The organism is Achromobacter sp. Marseille-Q4962 (assembly GCF_943737005.1).
Taxonomy (GTDB): Bacteria; Pseudomonadota; Gammaproteobacteria; order Burkholderiales; family Burkholderiaceae_B; genus Achromobacter.
The window spans coordinates 79,751-96,158 of record NZ_CALSFU010000010.1 but is presented as its reverse complement, the minus strand read 5'-3'; the positions used below and the strand labels follow the sequence as shown (position 1 = coordinate 96,158).

The 16,408-nt window shown below is 69.1% G+C and carries 15 protein-coding genes; 11 read left to right on the top strand and 4 right to left on the bottom strand.

The genetic code is table 11. The features are described 5' to 3' along the window. Nucleotides 1-22 precede the first annotated feature (22 nt). The 6 genes from NGJ44_RS10765 to NGJ44_RS10740 all read left to right on the top strand — a co-directional run bounded on the left by NGJ44_RS10765 (nucleotide 23) and on the right by NGJ44_RS10740 (nucleotide 6,032). Entirely contained in the window at nucleotides 23-958 is a 936-nt protein-coding gene (locus tag NGJ44_RS10765; protein WP_251863895.1) for an ABC transporter permease, read from the top strand. Nucleotides 959-983: 25 nt separating this feature from the next. Further along, a complete protein-coding gene (locus tag NGJ44_RS10760) occupies nucleotides 984-1,844 on the top strand; it encodes an ABC transporter permease (RefSeq protein WP_502802124.1) in 861 nt (286 codons plus the stop codon). 8 nt (nucleotides 1,845-1,852) lie between these two features. Then, nucleotides 1,853-2,851, top strand: a complete 999-nt coding sequence (locus tag NGJ44_RS10755; RefSeq protein WP_251863893.1) for an ABC transporter ATP-binding protein — start codon at nucleotides 1,853-1,855, stop codon at nucleotides 2,849-2,851. Between the two features lie 7 nt (nucleotides 2,852-2,858). Beyond that, entirely contained in the window at nucleotides 2,859-3,827 is a 969-nt protein-coding gene (locus NGJ44_RS10750) for an ABC transporter ATP-binding protein (protein WP_251863892.1), read from the top strand. 27 nt (nucleotides 3,828-3,854) lie between these two features. Further along, nucleotides 3,855-5,303, top strand: a complete 1,449-nt coding sequence (locus tag NGJ44_RS10745; RefSeq protein ID WP_251863891.1) for an N-acyl-D-amino-acid deacylase family protein — start codon at nucleotides 3,855-3,857, stop codon at nucleotides 5,301-5,303. A 99-nt stretch (nucleotides 5,304-5,402) separates the two neighbouring features. Beyond that, complete coding sequence (locus NGJ44_RS10740) at nucleotides 5,403-6,032, top strand: helix-turn-helix domain-containing protein (RefSeq protein ID WP_053245357.1); 630 nt, start codon at nucleotides 5,403-5,405, stop codon at nucleotides 6,030-6,032. Between the two features lie 30 nt (nucleotides 6,033-6,062). Here the strand turns inward: NGJ44_RS10740 and NGJ44_RS10735 are convergent, their stop codons facing one another. After that, nucleotides 6,063-6,302 carry a hypothetical protein gene (locus NGJ44_RS10735; RefSeq protein WP_053245358.1) on the bottom strand — a complete coding sequence of 80 codons (240 nt, stop codon included), beginning with the start codon at nucleotides 6,300-6,302 and terminating at the stop codon, nucleotides 6,063-6,065. A 351-nt stretch (nucleotides 6,303-6,653) separates the two neighbouring features. Between NGJ44_RS10735 and NGJ44_RS10730 the strand changes: the two genes are divergently transcribed. Both NGJ44_RS10730 and NGJ44_RS10725 read left to right on the top strand, forming a co-directional pair. Beyond that, nucleotides 6,654-9,521: an ATP-dependent Clp protease ATP-binding subunit gene (locus NGJ44_RS10730; protein WP_251863890.1), complete on the top strand. Its 2,868-nt coding sequence runs from the start codon at nucleotides 6,654-6,656 to the stop codon at nucleotides 9,519-9,521. Between the two features lie 77 nt (nucleotides 9,522-9,598). Beyond that, nucleotides 9,599-9,997 carry a RidA family protein gene (locus NGJ44_RS10725; RefSeq protein ID WP_251863889.1) on the top strand — a complete coding sequence of 133 codons (399 nt, stop codon included), beginning with the start codon at nucleotides 9,599-9,601 and terminating at the stop codon, nucleotides 9,995-9,997. 33 nt (nucleotides 9,998-10,030) lie between these two features. On the opposite strand, the gene NGJ44_RS10720 is transcribed toward NGJ44_RS10725, so the two are convergent. After that, nucleotides 10,031-11,455 (bottom strand): aminotransferase-like domain-containing protein, encoded by a 1,425-nt coding sequence (locus NGJ44_RS10720; RefSeq protein WP_251863888.1) that lies wholly within the window; start codon nucleotides 11,453-11,455, stop codon nucleotides 10,031-10,033. Between the two features lie 209 nt (nucleotides 11,456-11,664). Between NGJ44_RS10720 and NGJ44_RS10715 the strand changes: the two genes are divergently transcribed. From NGJ44_RS10715 to NGJ44_RS10705, 3 genes are all read left to right on the top strand, one after another. Further along, nucleotides 11,665-12,636, top strand: coding sequence for a LysR family transcriptional regulator (locus NGJ44_RS10715; RefSeq protein ID WP_251863887.1), 972 nt, complete (start codon nucleotides 11,665-11,667; stop codon nucleotides 12,634-12,636). Nucleotides 12,637-12,728: 92 nt separating this feature from the next. After that, nucleotides 12,729-13,787, top strand: a complete 1,059-nt coding sequence (locus NGJ44_RS10710) for a Dyp-type peroxidase (RefSeq protein WP_251863886.1) — start codon at nucleotides 12,729-12,731, stop codon at nucleotides 13,785-13,787. After that, nucleotides 13,780-14,583 (top strand): family 1 encapsulin nanocompartment shell protein, encoded by an 804-nt coding sequence (locus NGJ44_RS10705; RefSeq protein WP_251863885.1) that lies wholly within the window; start codon nucleotides 13,780-13,782, stop codon nucleotides 14,581-14,583. The genes NGJ44_RS10710 and NGJ44_RS10705 overlap by 8 nt, the downstream gene beginning before the upstream one ends. Nucleotides 14,584-14,637: 54 nt before the next feature. Here the strand turns inward: NGJ44_RS10705 and NGJ44_RS10700 are convergent, their stop codons facing one another. Continuing rightward, nucleotides 14,638-15,408 carry an SDR family oxidoreductase gene (locus tag NGJ44_RS10700; RefSeq protein WP_235489265.1) on the bottom strand — a complete coding sequence of 257 codons (771 nt, stop codon included), beginning with the start codon at nucleotides 15,406-15,408 and terminating at the stop codon, nucleotides 14,638-14,640. Next, entirely contained in the window at nucleotides 15,405-16,367 is a 963-nt protein-coding gene (locus tag NGJ44_RS10695) for a Bug family tripartite tricarboxylate transporter substrate binding protein (RefSeq protein WP_053244525.1), read from the bottom strand. The genes NGJ44_RS10700 and NGJ44_RS10695 overlap by 4 nt, the downstream gene beginning before the upstream one ends. Nucleotides 16,368-16,408 lie beyond the last annotated feature (41 nt).

Below are 16,408 nucleotides of genomic sequence, written 5' to 3'. Positions count from 1 at the left end.
GCCGCGCCGGGGGGAAACGAGCGTGAAAACCCTATTGCGCCGCATTGCGGCGGTCGTGCCGGTCATGGCCGTGGTGGCGGTGGTCGTGTTCCTGCTGATCCACCTGTCGCCGGGCGATCCGGCGGCGGTGACCGCGGGCGACAACGCCACCGCGGAAGACGTCGAGAAGATCCGCCGCAACCTGGGGCTGGACCAGCCCCTGCTGCGGCAGTTCGGCATCTGGGTCGCCAATATCGCCCAGGGGGACCTGGGCACCTCCATCGCCACCCAGATGCCGGTGTCCCGGCTCATCGGCCAGCGGCTGGGCCCCACCTTTTCGATCGCGGCCTTCACCATGCTGTTCGCGGTGCTGGCCGCCATCCCCCTGGGCGTGCTGGCGGCCTGGCATGCCGGACGCTGGCTCGACCGGCTGGTCATGCTGGTTTCGGTCTGCGCGTTCTCGGTGCCGGTCTTCCTCATCGGCTACAGCCTGGTGTACGGCTTTTCGATCAAGCTGGGCTGGCTGCCGGTGCAGGGCTACCGCCCGCTTTCCGAGGGCGCCGTCCCGTATCTGCGTCACCTGGTTCTGCCCTGCCTGTCGCTGGGCCTGGTCTACATGGCCCTGCTCACGCGCATGACGCGCACCACCATGCTGGAAGCCTTGTCGGAGGACTATATCCGCACGGCGCGCGCCAAGGGCCTGGCGCCCGGCCCGGTGGTCTGGCACGCGCTGAAGAACGCGGCCAATCCCATTGTCACCACCATCGGCGTGGGCGTGGCGCTGCTAATCGGCGGCGTGGTGGTCACCGAGACGGTATTCGCCATTCCCGGCCTGGGCCGGCTGACCGTGGACGCGGTGCTGCGCCACGACTATCCCGTGATCCAGGGCGTGCTGCTGGTGGCTTCCGGCATCTATGTCCTGATCAACCTGCTGGTCGACCTGAGCTACCGGCTCTTCGACCCTCGCATCCGCTATTGAGAGAACCGCCGTGACCGCATCCTCCCTGTTCCTGCCCGTGAAGCGGCCTGCCGGCCGGCGCGCGCTGCGGGCCCTCAAGCGCCATCCCACGCTCTGCGTGGGTACGGCCATCCTGGCGCTGCTGACGCTGGCCGCCCTGGCCGCGCCGTGGCTGGCGGCCATGGATCCCCAGGACATCGATCCGCTGACCCGCATGAAGCCGCCGTCGGCCGCGCATTTCTTCGGCACCGACGCGCTGGGGCGCGACGTGTATTCGCGCACCGTCTGGGGCGCTCGCGTCTCGCTCTTCGTGGGCGCCGTGGTCGCGCTGGCGGCCACTGCCGCCGGCGTGGCGCTGGGCATGCTGGCGGGCTACTTCCGCCGCGTCGATGCGTTCATCATGCGCATCATGGACGGCCTGATGGCGATTCCGGGCGTGTTGCTGGCCATCGCCCTCATGGCCACCCTGAAAGGCGGGCTCGGCACCGTCATCGTGGCCATCGTCATTCCCGAAATCCCACGCGTGGTGCGGCTGGTCCGCGCGCTGGTGCTCGCGCTGCGCGAGCAGCCCTATATCGAGGCGGCGGTGACCTGCGGCACGCCCGTGCCCGTCATTCTGTGGCGGCACATCCTGCCCAACCTGTTCGCGCCGCTCATGGTGCAGGCTACCTTCATTGCGGCCTCGGCCATCCTGACCGAAGCGGTGCTCAGTTTCCTGGGCGTCGGCATTCCGCCGCAGACGCCGAGCTGGGGCAACATCATGGCCGAGGGCCGCAATTTCGTGGCGGTGGCTTTTCACATCATTCTGTATCCGGGCCTGTTCCTGGGCGCGGCCGTGCTGGCCGTCAATCTCGTGGGCGACGGCCTGCGCGATATGCTCGACCCGCGCCTGGCTCGCAAACTCTAGGGAAAGCCATGCAGACCCGACCCGTCCTGCGCGTGCGCGACCTGCGCACCTGTTTCGAGGGCGAAGAAACCACGGTGGTGGCCGTCGACGGCCTGTCCTTCGACCTCATGCCGGGCGAGACCCTGGGCCTGGTGGGCGAGTCCGGCTGCGGCAAGAGCGTGACGTCGCTGTCCATCATGCGGCTGTTGCGCGCGCCGGGCCGCATCGCCGGCGGCAGCATCGAGTTCGACGGCCGCGACCTGCTGGCGCTGTCCGAGAAGGCCATGCGCGCCATCCGCGGCAATCGGCTTTCCATGATCTTCCAGGAGCCCATGACCTCGCTGAACCCGGTGTTCACCATCGGGCGGCAGATCGGCGAGTCGCTGATGCTGCACCAGGGCATGTCGCGGCGCGAGGCCCTGAAGCAGGCCGAGGCGCTGCTGGAGCTGGTGCAGATCTCCGACCCCGGCCGGCGCGTGCGCGAGTACCCCTACCAGTTGTCGGGCGGCATGCGGCAGCGCGCGATGATCGCCATGGCGCTGGCCTGCGAGCCCAAGGTGCTGATCGCCGACGAGCCGACCACGGCGCTGGACGTCACCATCCAGGCGCAGATCCTGCACCTGCTGCGCGGCATCCAGGCCCGGCTGGGCACGGCCATCGTCCTCATCACCCATGACCTGGGCGTGGTGGCGCAGATGTGCCAGCGCGTCGTCGTCATGTATGCCGGCCGCAAGGTCGAAGAGGGCAGCGTGGACGACGTGCTGGACCGCCCGCAGCATCCCTACACCCAGGCCCTGATCCGTTCGCTGCCCGCATTCGTGGACGGGCAGGACCATACCACCCGCCTGGCCGAGCTGCCGGGCATCGTGCCCGTCATCACGCCCGAGTCGCGGGGCTGCGCGTTTGCCGCCCGCTGTCCCCAGGCCATGGACCGTTGCGCGCGGCAAGCGCCGCCCGCCGTGGACGCGGGCGTACGGCATCGGAGCTGGTGCTGGGCGCGGGCGGCGCAAACCGCCGAGATTGCCTGAGAACCCTATGGACACTCCCATTCCGGACACCCCGAACGCGGCCTCGCCGCTTTTGCAGGTCATCGGCCTGAAGAAGCACTACGCGCTGGAAGACGGCAAGGTGCTGCGCGCCGTGGACGGCGTATCGTTGTCGGTGCCGCGCGGCCACACGCTGGGCCTGGTCGGCGAATCCGGCTGCGGCAAGTCCACGACCGGCAAGTGCCTGGTCCGCCTGACCGATCCCACCGAAGGCCGCATCCTGCTGGAAGGGCGCGACCTGGCCGAGATGGACCGCCGCGAGCTGCGCGCCATGCGGCGCCGCATGCAGTTCATTTTCCAGGATCCCTTTTCGTCCATGAATCCGCGCATGCGCGTGCGCGACATCGTGGGCGAGCCGCTGCGCAATTTCGGCCATGGCAAGACGGCCATACGCGAGCGGGTGGCCGGGCTGCTGGCCCGCGTCAGCCTGCGGCCCGACGCCGCCGACCGCTATCCGCACGAATTCTCGGGCGGGCAGCGCCAGCGCATCGTGATCGCGCGCGCCCTGGCGCTGGCTCCCGGGCTCATCGTGTGCGACGAGCCCGTGTCGGCGCTGGACGTATCGGTGCAGGCCCAGGTCATCAATCTGCTGATGGACCTGCAGCGCGACCTGGGGCTGACCTATGTCTTCATCTCGCACGACCTGAGCGTGGTCAGGCACATCAGCCACCATGTCGCGGTCATGTACCTGGGCCGTATCGTCGAGTCCGGCAGCCGCGAAGCCATCTTCGGCCGGCCCGCCCACCCGTACACGCGCGCCCTCATGGCTTCGGCGCCCTCGGCGCGCGAGCGCCGGCCCGCGCAGGTGCTCCAGGGCGAAATTCCCAGCCCGCTCTCGCCGCCTTCGGGCTGCGCGTTCCGCACGCGTTGTCCGCGGGCCGAAGCGCGCTGCGCCCGGGAGACGCCGCTGCCCAGAACCATCGCGCCCGGGCAGCAGGTGGCCTGCCATTTCGCCTGAGTCCGACCCCTTTACACGGAGAACGCCATGCCCGATTCCCTGACCCTGGACTATGTGCTGGCCGGCGGCACCGTCATCGACGGCGGCAATACGCCGGGCCGCGTTGCCGACGTGGGCGTGCGCGGCGACCGCGTGGCCGCCGTGGGCGACCTGGCCGGCGTGCCCGCCGGCCAGCGCATCGACGTGACGGGCATGGTGGTGGCGCCGGGCTTCATCGACTCGCATACGCACGACGACAACTATCTGCTCAGGCGCCGCGACATGGCGCCCAAGATCTCGCAGGGCGTGACCACCGTCGTCACCGGCAACTGCGGCATCAGCCTGGCGCCGCTGGCGCACGCTTCGCCACCCGCGCCGCTGGACTTGCTGGACGAGGGCGGCTCGTACCGCTTTACGCGCTTTTCGGCGTATCTCGACGCGCTGCGCGCCGCGCCCGCGGCCGTCAACGCGGCCTGCATGGTGGGTCACTCCACCCTGCGGGCGGCGGTCATGCCGGAGCTGCAGCGCAGCGCCACGGCGGCCGAGATCGACGCCATGCGCGCCCTGGCCGGCGAGGCGCTGTCCAGCGGCGCCATCGGCATATCCACCGGCACTTTCTACCCGCCGGCCGCGCACGCCACCACCGAGGAGATCATCGAGGTCTGCCGGCCGCTGGCCGAGCATGGCGGCATCTATGCCACCCACATGCGCGACGAGAGCGAACACATCGTCGGCGCGCTGGAAGAGACGTTCCGCATCGGCCGCGAACTCGGCGTGCCCGTGGTGATTTCGCACCACAAGCTGGCGGGCCAGCCCAACTTCGGACGCTCGCGCGAGACGCTGGCGCTCATCGAGCGCGCCATGGCCGAGCAGCAGGTTTCGCTGGACGCCTACCCTTATGTGGCCGGATCCACCATGCTGAAGAAGGACAAGGTGCTGCTGGCCGGGCGCGTGCTCATCACCTGGTGCAAGCCCTTTCCCGGGCTGGCGGGCCGCGATCTGGACGAAGTGGCGGCCGAGCGCGGCAAGTCCAAGTTCGACGTGATAGACGAGCTGCAGCCGGCCGGCGCGATCTATTTCATGATGGACGAGGGCGACGTGCAGCGCATCCTGGCCTTCGGGCCGACGATGATAGGTTCCGACGGCCTGCCGCACGACGAACGGCCGCATCCGCGCCTGTGGGGCACCTTCCCCCGGGTGCTGGGCCACTATTCGCGCGACCTGGGCCTGTTTCCGCTCGAAACCGCGGCATGGAAGATGACCGGGCTGACGGCGGCCAGGTTCGGGCTGGCCGGGCGCGGCCGGATCCTGCCGGAATGCTACGCCGACCTGGTGGTGTTCGACCCGGCGCGTATCGCGGATACCGCTACCTTCGAGCAGCCCACCGCCCGCGCGGCGGGCATCCACTCGGTATACGTCAACGGCGAGCCGGTCTGGCGCGAGCAGGCCCATACCGGCCGGCATCCGGGCCGCGTGCTCGGCCGGCATGCGCAATGAACGACCGCCGGGCCCGACCCGTTCCGCAACGCTACAATCTGCCGACGGCGGGGCCCGGGCCCCGCCCAACCCGACCCACATCTTCTGACGACACCCCACATGGCCGCTGCCGCCAAATCCGTTCCTCCCGCGATCGTAGGCAAGGAAGAAATGGGCGCGCGCCTGCGCAGGGAGCGCAAGGCGCGGAAGATGACGTTGCAGGCCCTGTCGGCCGCCTCCGGTATCGCCGTCTCCACGCTGTCCAAGGCGGAGCTGGGGCAGATCGCCCTGAGCTACGAGAAGTTCGCGGCCCTGGCGCGGGCCCTGCGCATCGACATGACGCGCCTGTTCATGGCGGGTGAAGGCGACCCGGCGCAGGTGGCGCCGACCTTCGTGAAGAACAGCCTGGCCGACGCCCGCGACTACGTGACCGAGAACTACCACTACCGCCTGCTGATGGGCGAGTATCCGAGCAAGAAGATGATCCCCATGTGGGGCACTATCGACGCGCGCGATGTGGCTGAGTTCGAGGACTACATCCGCCACCCCGGCCATGAGTTCGTGGTGGTGCTGTCCGGCAAGGTGCGCATCCAGTTCGAGAACGGCGAGAGCGTGGTACTCAACCGCCACGAGTCGGCGTATTTCGACAGCGGCATGGGCCACGTCTATCTTTCGCTGAGCAAGAAGCCCGCCGAAGTGCTTGCGGTGTGCAGCGACGCCGAGGCGCTGCCCATACCCAAGCCGCTCTAGGGAACCCGCCCCGGCGCGTTCAGCCTTGGGCTATCCGCCCAGCTCCTGAAAGGCGTGCCCGTTTTCCTGCAGTTCCTTCAGCAGCGCGGGCGCGAGTTCGCTTTGCCAGATGTGGCCCGAGAACCGCCATTCCCGGGGATGGGCCAGGTCGGGCAGGCCGGCGCCCTTGGGGGTGTACAGGCCCAGCGTGGGCTTGGCGAGGTTGAGGTAGAGATCGAATTCCTGCTGCGCCGGCGGGGAGGCGGCGGAAGGGGACGAGGGTTGCGGCATGGCAGTCTCCCGGCGGTGTGGGGGAAATCCAGGATAAGCCGGCCTCGGCATCCGCGCGCGGCGCGATTTCGAAACAATGTTTTGCGGGCCTCCGGGAACGGCGGCCGGAGGCGCTTTCCGATGAGCCCCATCGGCGGTTTTCGCGTTCCCTTCCTTTGCGTTACTCCCTAGAATGACTGCTTGCGCCGCGGCGCAGCCGGGCAGCAGGCAACACCCCGGTCGAGACACAGGCACGACACAGGCACGACAAAGCAGCGAGCATGAAGACCAGGACATGAGCCCCGGGGCAGGGCGGCGCCAGGCTTTCCGGGATCTGCGGATATCAACCGCCAGCAGAAGGAGGCAATCGAAATGCCTACGCTATGCGATATATGCCACGCCCGGCCCGCCATGGCCCGTGTGACCGTGGTCGAGAACGGCCACCCCAAGACCCTGTCCATCTGCGATTTCCACTACCGCCAGCTGATGCGGCACCAGAGCGCGCTCAACCCCTTCGATTCGCTGCTGGGCGCGGGCGGGCTGTCGCGGTTCTTCGGCCAGATGGGGGCGGAGGACGGCGAAGAGCCGGCGCTGTCGGCGGCGGTGCCGCGCGAATCGGTCGACGCCACCGATGCGTTCAGCGAGCAGACGCTGGAGCTGCTGCAGCGCGCCGCGGAGAAGGCGCACGAACTGCACCGCCGCGAACTGGACACCGAGCACGTGCTCTACGTGCTCGCCGATGCCGACGTGTGCGCCGCCCTGTTCAAAGACCTGAACATCTCGCCGCAGGACATCAAGGGCTACATCGATGCGCATGCCAAAGAGGGCGATGCGCAGGACGAAGACACGGCGAAGATGACGGTGTCGCCGCGCCTGAAGAAAGCCTTCCAGTTCGCCTTCCAGGCCTCGCGCGACCTGGGCCATTCCTACGTGGGGCCGGAGCATCTGCTGATCGGCCTGGCCGCGGTGCCCGACAGCCTGGCGGGCACGCTGCTCAAGAAGTACGGCATCACGCCGGAGGCCCTGCGGCAGAAAGTGGTGAAGATCGTGGGCAAGGGGGCGGAGGACGGCCGGGTGGATACGCCGACGGGCACGCCCAACCTGGACAAGTTCGGCCGCGACCTGACCGCGCTGGCGCGCCAGGGCAAGCTGGACCCGGTGCTGGGCCGCGCGCAGGAAATCGAGAACACCATCGAGGTGCTGGCGCGGCGCAAGAAGAACAACCCCGTGCTCATCGGCGAGCCGGGCGTGGGCAAGACCGCCATCGTCGAGGGCCTGGCGCAGCGCATCGTGAACGGCGATGTGCCCGAGGTGCTGCGCGGCAAGCGGCTGGTGGAGGTGAATATCAATTCCATGGTGGCGGGGGCCAAGTACCGCGGCGAGTTCGAGGAACGCGCCAAGCAGATGGTCGACGAGGTGACGGCCAAGCACGACGAGCTGATTCTCTTCATCGACGAGCTGCACACCATCGTGGGCGCGGGCCAGGGCGGAGGCGAGGGCGGCCTGGACATCGCCAACGTGCTCAAGCCGGCGCTGGCGCGCGGCGAGCTGAGCCTGATCGGCGCGACCACGCTCAACGAGTACCAGAAGTACATCGAGAAAGATGCGGCGCTGGAGCGGCGCTTCCAGCCGGTGCTGGTGGCCGAGCCCACGGTGGAGCAGACCATCGTGATCCTGCGCGGGCTGCGCGACAGCCTGGAGGCGCACCACCAGGTCACGTTCTCCGACGACGCGTTCGTGGCGGCGGCCGAGCTGGCCGACCGTTTCATCACCTCGCGCTTCCTGCCCGACAAGGCCATCGACCTCATCGACCAGGCCGCGGCGCGCGTGCGCATCGGCGCCACGTCCCGCCCCGCCGGGATCCAGGAGCTGGAGGCCGAAGTGGCCCAGCTCAAGCGCGAGCAGGATTACGCGTCGTCGCGCAAGCGTTTCGACGAGGCCAAGCAGTTCGAGGAGCGCATCGCCGAGAAGCAGAAGCGCCTGGACGAGCAGATCGAAGCCTGGAAGCGCAAGACGGGCACGGAAACGCTGGAAGTCACCGTGGCGTCGGTGGCCGAGGTGGTGTCGCGCCTGACCGGCATTCCGGTGTCCGAGCTGACGCAGGAAGAACGGCAGAAGCTGCTCAAGATGGAAGAGAAGCTGCGCGAGCGCGTGGTGGGCCAGGAAGACGCCGTGACGGCGGTGAGCGATGCCGTGCGCCTGTCGCGCGCCGGGCTGGGCCAGGCGCACCGGCCGATCGCGACCTTTCTGTTCCTGGGGCCCACGGGCGTGGGCAAGACGGAACTCGCCAAGGCGCTGGCCGAGAGCGTGTTCGGCGACGAGCAGGCCATCATCCGCATCGACATGTCGGAGTACATGGAGCGCCACGCGGTGGCGCGGCTCATCGGCGCGCCGCCGGGATACGTGGGCTACGAAGAGGGCGGCCAGCTTACCGAGCGCGTGCGCCGCCGTCCCTACAGCGTGATTCTGCTCGACGAGATCGAGAAAGCGCATCCGGACGTGTACAACGTGCTGCTGCAGGTCTTCGACGACGGCCGGCTTACCGACGGCAAGGGGCGCGTGGTGGACTTCAGCAACACCATCCTGATCGCCACCAGCAATCTGGGCAGCGCCATCATCATGGACAACGCCGGCAGGCCCGAAGCCTCGCGCAAGGACGAAAAAGCGATCCGCGACGAGCTGATGCAGGTGCTGAAAGGCCATTTCCGGCCCGAGTTCCTGAACCGCATCGACGAGATCATTGTTTTCCATTCCCTGTCCAAGGAGAACATCCGCGCCATCGTGGAGATCCAGATCGAACGCCTGAAGCGCACCGCCGCCGCGCAGGACATCGAGCTGGACGTCGACGAGAGCCTGGTGGCGCACCTGGCCGAGGTGGGCTACCAGCCCGAGTTCGGCGCGCGCGAGCTGCGGCGGCAGGTGCGGCAGGAAGTGGAGACGCGGCTGGCCAAGGAGATCCTGAGCGACGAGGTCAAATCCGGAGACCGCGTGCGGGTGGGCTACGACAGCGCCGCCGGGGCCGTCACATTCAAGCGCATGGAGCGGCCCAAGCCGGCCGCCAGGGCCGCGGGCAACAGCCTGGACCGCAGCCCGCCCGCGCAGGACGCCGCGGCGGACGGCGCAGCCGCCGATGGCGCCGCCGGCGGCAAGGCGGCCCCGGCCGCCCCGAAGCCCAGGGGCGGGCGCAAGACCGCGAAGCCGCCCGGCAGGGCCGGGCCCGGCGCGCAGAAAGATGCCTGATCCCCGCGCGCAGCCTGGGGGGGCGCCGCGCGCGGCGGTCCGCCTGGCGCGTGCGCGCATAACCATCCGGAGGCGCCATGAGCCGCAAAGTTCTCAATCCCGCTTCGGTCTTCGATGCCGTGGCCTTCGGCTACAGCCAGGGCGCGGTGGTCGCGGCCGCGCGCCGCGTGCTGGTATCGGGACAGGCCGGCGTGGACACTGGCGTGCGCACGCACAGTCCGGGCCTGCAGGACCAGGCCGAGGCCGCGCTGGACAACGTCGAGCGCGTGCTGGCCGACGCCGGCTGCGGCCTGGCGCAGGTGGTGTTCCTGCGCCTCTATGTGTGCGACACCGTGCGGGACGACCTGCAGGGCGTGGTCAATGTGCTGCGGCGCCGCTTCCCCGACAACCCGCCGCCCGCGTCATGGGTGATCGTCAGCGGTCTGGCGATGCCGGAGTGGCTGGTGCTCATCGAGGCGGAAGCCGCGCTCGATTGAGCCGTCCCGCGGCGGGGCGGGCCGGCGGCCGGCTCAGCGCAGGCAGTCGGCGGCCAGCCTGCCCACCGTGATGACCGCGCGCTCGATCTCCGCGGACCACGGGCTGCTGTAGTTGAGCCGGATGAAGTTGGGGTAGTTGTTCGAAATCGAGAACATATAGCCCGGCCCGATGGTGATGCCGCGCTGCAGGGCGAGCTGATACAGGTGCATGCCGTCCAGCCCCGCGGGCAGCTCCACCCACAGCACATAGCCGCCCGCGGGGTGCGAGGTCCGCGTGCCCGCCGGGAAAAAGCGCGCAACCAGGCTTCTCATGAGCCGGGCCTGCTGCGCATAGGCGGCGCGCAGCCGGCGCAGATGCCGGTCGTAGCCGTCGCGCGCCAGGAATTCGGCGATCGCCATCTGCGGCAGCGCCGGCGTGGTCAGGGTGTTGAGGAACTTGAGTTTTTCGACCTGGTCCCGGTAGCGTCCCGGCAGCGCCCAGCCGATGCGGTATGCCGAGGTCAGGCTCTTGGAGAACGAGGAACAGTGCAGGACCAGGCCCCGGGTGTCGTAAGACTTCAGGGTGCTGGGCGCTTCGCGGCTGTAGTGCAGCTCGTTGTAGACCCCGTTCTCGATGATGGGCATGTCCGCCTGCGTGGCGTAGGCGACGAGTTCGCGTTTGCGCTCGTCGGGCATGCGGAATCCCATGGGGTTCTGGAAGTTGGGCATCACCATGCAGGCGGCGATGGGCTGCGTGCGCGCAATGTCGGCCAGGGCGGCGATGTCGATGCCGAGGTCGGGATGGGTCGAGATCTCGATGGCCTTCATGCCCATGCGCTCGATGGCGTGCAGCATGGCGTAGAAGGTGGGCGATTCCACCGCGATGGTGTCGCCCGGCCGGGCCACGGCCTGCAGGCAGATGTTGATGGCCTCGGTGGCGCCCACGGTGATGATGATTTCGCCAGGGTCGACCGCCATGCCTTTTTCCAGGTAGCGGCGGGCGATCTGGCGGACCAGGTCGGGATGCCCCGGGGGCAGCGCGTCTTTCAGGTCGAGCCGTTCTTTTCTGCGGCCCGCCACGTAGGCGTAGCGGTTGAGCTTGTCGAACGGAAAGAGGCTGGGATCGGGGTAGGGCGAGCCCAGCGGCACCGCATGGTTGTCGCTGATCGAGCGCAGCGTGGACAGCACCAGCCGGCTCACGTCCACCGAGGACGAGATGGCGATGGGGTGCGAGGGAGCCATGCGGTCCGCGCGCGCGCCGTCCGCCGCGCCGGGCAGGTGCACGAAATAGCCCGACTGGGGCCGGCTCGCGATCAGGCCCCGGCTTTCCAGCAGCAGGTAGGCGCGCAGCACCGTGGTGATGCTGACCTTGCGCTGCTGGCTGGCCTGGCGCACCGACTGCAGCCTGTCGCCGTGGCGGTAGACCCCCTTGCGGATGAGGTCTTCGATTTCTTCGGCGAGTTTCTCGTACAGCTTCATCGCGCTTTCCCCTGCTGTTGTCCGCAACTGTACTCCTCCAATTCGTCCAATTGTGTGCGCGTTGGCGAACGCACTGTATCTGTACGCTTTTCCATGATGGAAGGCGGATCCGGCGGGGCAGGGCGGCGCAATGGCCGCGGGCCCGCCGGAGACGGATCGGCAACGGGACGGGACGGTTTGCGTCCGACATGCAAGGGAGGAGAGTCGCCATGAATCTCCTGGAAATGATGCGGATGTATGTCCGCGTAGTGGAGCGCGGCAGCATTTCGGCTGCCGCGCGCGATCTGGATATGGGGCAGCCCGCGGTCAGCGAACGGGTGGACCGCCTGGAGCGGTTCCTGGGCCTGCGGCTGCTGCATCGCAGTACTCGCGGCCTGCAATGCACCTCCGAAGGCCAGACCTTCTACGCCTGTGCCCAGCGCGTCCTGGGCGCGGTGGAGCAGGCGCTGGCCGAAGTGAGACAGGACCGCGGCGTGGTTCGCATCGGCGCGCCCCACTGGGTGGGCGAGGCGCTGCTGCCGGCCGTGTTCCTGCGCGCCCGGGATGCGCTGCCCGCGCAGCGGGTGGAACTGTGCCTGCGCGACGCCCAGGCCGACCTGGTGGCCGAGGGACTGGACCTCGCCCTGCGGCTGGGGCCGCCCGACGAGGGCGCCTTTACGGCTTGCCCGCTGGGCCACGCGACGCGCTGGCTCGCGGCTTCGCCGCAATACCTGGCGCGCCACGGCGGCATCGCGACCCCCGCCGACCTGGCCGGCCATGCGTTTCTGCACGTGCGGGAAGACGGGGGAGACGAACTGCTGCTGTCCGATGCCGCCGGCCGGGCCGCACGCGTGGCCATGCCGCGCCAGCTTACCGTCAGCCACTGGCGGCCCGCATATGAAATGATGCTGGCGGGCCTGGGCGTGGGCGTGGCCTACGCGCCGGCCTGCCGCGAGGCCCTGGCCCGCGGCGCCCTGGTGCGCGTGCTGCCAGGGTATGCACTGGCGCCGCTGGCGCTGAGCCTGCTCGTCCGGTCGGACCGGCTCGTGCCCGTCCGCGTGAATGCCGTGGCGGAGATTGTCAGGGCCTGCGTGCCGCCGCAACTGGCGCAGCAGGATCCCGAGGCGCCGGCGGCCGCGCTGTCCGCTCCGTCCGCGCCGCGGCGCAACGGACGACAACTGCCCGGCGCGCCGCCCGCATAGCCGGCCCCGCGGAGCCTCGGGTTTCCCGTATGCCCGGGTCGCGCATAATATGGCTACTGCATCGACGACCTCATGCCTGATGACGGAGCTACATGCCTAACCTCGATATTCCCCAACCCCAGCCGGTGGTGGCGCCGGTTACCCGCAGCGCCATCTTCATGGTCGCCACCATCGCGCCGGGCAGCGAGAGCGCCGACAAGATACGCGCCCTGTGCGGCAACCTCGCGGCGCTGGTGCGCTCGGTCGGCAAGCGCGTGCCCGCCGGCAATCTCTCCTGTGTGCTCGGGTTCAGCGACAACGGCTGGGACACGCTGTTCGGCGACCCGCGGCCGGCCGGGCTGCACCCGTTCCGCGAGTTCCACGGCGGCGACCGCCACGCCATCGGCACGCCGGGCGACCTGCTCATGCACATACGCGCCGACCAGATGGACCTCTGTTTCGAGTTCGCCACCCAGGCCATGGCCCAGCTCGATGGCGCGGTGCAGGTCGTGGACGAAGTGCACGGCTTCCGCTATTTCGACCTGCGCAGCATGGTCGGCTTCGTCGACGGCACGGAGAATCCGGCTGGCCAGGAAGCCCTGGACTTCACGCTCATCCGCGACGAAGATCCCGATTTCGCCGGCGGCAGCTACGTGCTCGTGCAGAAGTACATCCACGACATGGACGGCTGGAACGCGCTCACGGTGGAACAGCAGGAGCGCATCATCGGCCGCACCAAGTTGTCGGACATCGAGCTCGACGAGGCGGTCAAGCCCACCAATTCCCACAGCTCGCTGACCACGCTCGAGGAAAACGGCCAGGAAATCAAGATCCTGCGCGACAACATGCCGTTCGGCCGGCCGGGATCGGGCGAGTTCGGCACCTACTTCATCGGCTATGCCCGTTCGCCGGCGCCCATCGAGCAGATGCTCGAGAACATGTTCGTCGGCAAGCCGCCGGGCAACTACGACCGGCTGCTCGACTTCAGCCGGGCGGCCACGGGCGGCCTGTTTTTCGTCCCTTCCGCCGAACTGCTCGAAGCGCTCGAAACGCGCGTCCCGCAGGGCGGCGGCGCCAGCCAGCCCGCCGCGGCGCCTCCCGAGGCGCCCGCGGCGCGCAATGACGGTTCCCTGAACATCGGCTCTCTCAAAGGAAAACCCCAGCATGAATAACCTGCATCGCGAACTTGCTCCCATTTCCAGCGCGGCCTGGTCGCAGATCGAAGACGAAGTCGCGCGCACCTTCCGCCGCTCCGTGGCGGGCCGCCGGGTGGTCGACGTGAAGGAGCCGGGCGGCCTCGAGCTGGCGGCCGTGGGAACCGGCCACCTGCGCGCCATCTCCCCGCCGCAGAAGGGCGTGGACGCCCGGGTTCGCGAAGTGCGGCCCATCGTGGAGCTGACCGTGCCGTTCGAGCTTAGCCGCGACGCCATCGACGACGTCGAACGCGGCGCCAACGATTCCGACTGGCAGCCCGCCAAGGACGCCACCACCCAGCTCGCCTATGCCGAAGACCGCGCCATCTTCGACGGCTACAAGGCCGCGGGCATCGTGGGTATCCGCGAAGGCTCCTCCAACGCCAGGCTCGCCCTGCCGCAGACCGTGGCCGACTATCCCGCCGCCATCGGCAACGCGCTGGAGCAGTTGCGGCTGGCGGGCGTGGACGGCCCGTACTCCGTGCTGCTGGGCGCCGACGCCTACACCGCCCTCACCGAAGGACGCGACGGCGGCTACCCCATCATCGAGCACCTGCGCAATATCGTCAGCGGCGACATCATCTGGGCGCCCGCCATCAACGGCGGCAGCGTGCTGTCCACGCGCGGCGGCGACTTCGAACTGCACCTGGGCCAGGACCTCTCCATCGGCTACCAGAGCCACACCGACAGGGTCGTGCGCCTGTACCTGCGCGAAACGCTCACCTTCCAGATGCTGACGAGCGAAGCGTCGGTGTCGCTGGAACTGACGGCCTGAGCCTGGCGGCCTGAACGCCCGGGGCCCGCCGGCCCTGCCGGCCGCCACCAGCGGCTACCGGCCCCCCGCGACGTCCACCACCGTGCCGTGCACATAGGATGCCGCGGGCGAGGCCAGCCAGAGCACCGCTTCGGCCACTTCCTGCGGAGCGCCCGAGCGCTGCAAAGGCGTGGTGCGGGCAAGCGTCTCCATGGCTGCCTGGCCGCCGTGCACATCGTGGATGTCCGTCTGGATGAGGCCCGGCCGCACCGCGTTGACGCGTATGCCCTCGGCGCCGACCTCCTTGGCCAGGGCCAGCGTGAAGCTGTCTATGGCGCCCTTGGTGGCCGCATAGTGGCTGCCGCCGGCAAGCCCGCCCAGCCGCGAGGCCACGGAAGACAGGTTGACGATGGCGCCGCCACGCCCGCCGAAGCGGGTGGACATGCGCCGCACCGCCTGCCGGGCGCACAAGAACATGCTGTACACATTGGCCCGGAAAATCCGCTCCAGCCGTTCTTCGTCCATGTCCTCCACCCGGCAGCTGTCCAGCATGCCGGCGTTGTTCACCAGCACGTCCAGCGGCCCCAGCGTCTCGTCGACCGCGCGGAACAAGCGTTCCGCGGCGTCCTGCCGGCTCACGTCCGCCTGCACGGCGACGGCGCGGCCGCCCGCGCGGGCGATCTCGTCCACCAGGGCCTCGGCCGCCTGGCCGTTGCGCAGGTAGTTCACGCATACCGCGTAGCCCTGGCGGGCGGCGGCCTTCGCAACGGCCGCGCCGATGCCGCGGCCGCCGCCCGTGACCAGCATGGTCTTGTGCATGATGGCGTCCTTTTCGCGTGGAATCATTGGGGCTCGATGCCGGCTTTCTTGACGAGGTCGGCCCATTTGTCGATTTCGACGTCGATGAATTGCGTCAGCGCCCGGGGATCCTGGTAGCCGGGCGCGATGCCGGTTTCGATCATGCGTTTGGCCAGCGCGGGCTGGCCGAGCACGTCGCGCGCCGCCTGCGTCAGCTTGTCCACCACCGCCGGCGGCAAGCCCGAGGGGCCCACCAGGGCGAACCACGCCGTGATGTCGAAGCCCGGCACGGATTGCGCCAGGGGTGGCCAGCCGGGCGTGAGCGCGCTTTCCTTTTCGGCCGTGATCGCGATGGGTTTGAGGCGGCCGCCCTTGGCCTGGGCGATGGCATTGGCCGCGTCCACGAAGGTGAAGTCCAGGGTGCCGCCCAGCACGTCCGTGACGGCGTCCGGAATGCCCTTGTAGGGCACGGCGAGCACGTCCAGGCCGGCCTTGGACTTCAGCATGGCCAGCGACACCTGCGAGCTGGATGAGCCGAATCCCGCGGACAGCTTGCCGGGATGCCGTTTCACATACTCGATGAAGGCCCTGGCGTCGCTGGCGGGGAAATCGGAACGCACCATCAGGACCAGCAGGTTGGAGCCCAGGCCCGCCACGGGCGTGAAATCCTTGCGGGGATCGTAGGGCAGCTTCTTGAACAGGCTGACGTTGGCGGCGATGGCGGTGTTGGCGCTGATCATCAGCGTATATCCGTCGCGCGGGCTTTCGGTGAGCGCGCCCACCGCGATGATGCCTTGTGCGCCCGGGCGGTTTTCCACCACCATGGGCTGCCCCAGGATCTTCTGCATTTCGCCGCTGACGAGCCGGGCGAGCTGGTCGGTGGCGCTGCCCGCGGGAAACGGGACCAGGACGCGGATGGGCCGGTCCGGATAGGCGGCCGCGGCCGGCGCGCCGCTGCCCAGCAGGGCCGCGGCCGCCGCCACGGCCATGAGCAAGTTGCGAAGCATGGTTGTCTCCTCGTGTCGTTATGGGTGCTGCGGGGTACTGC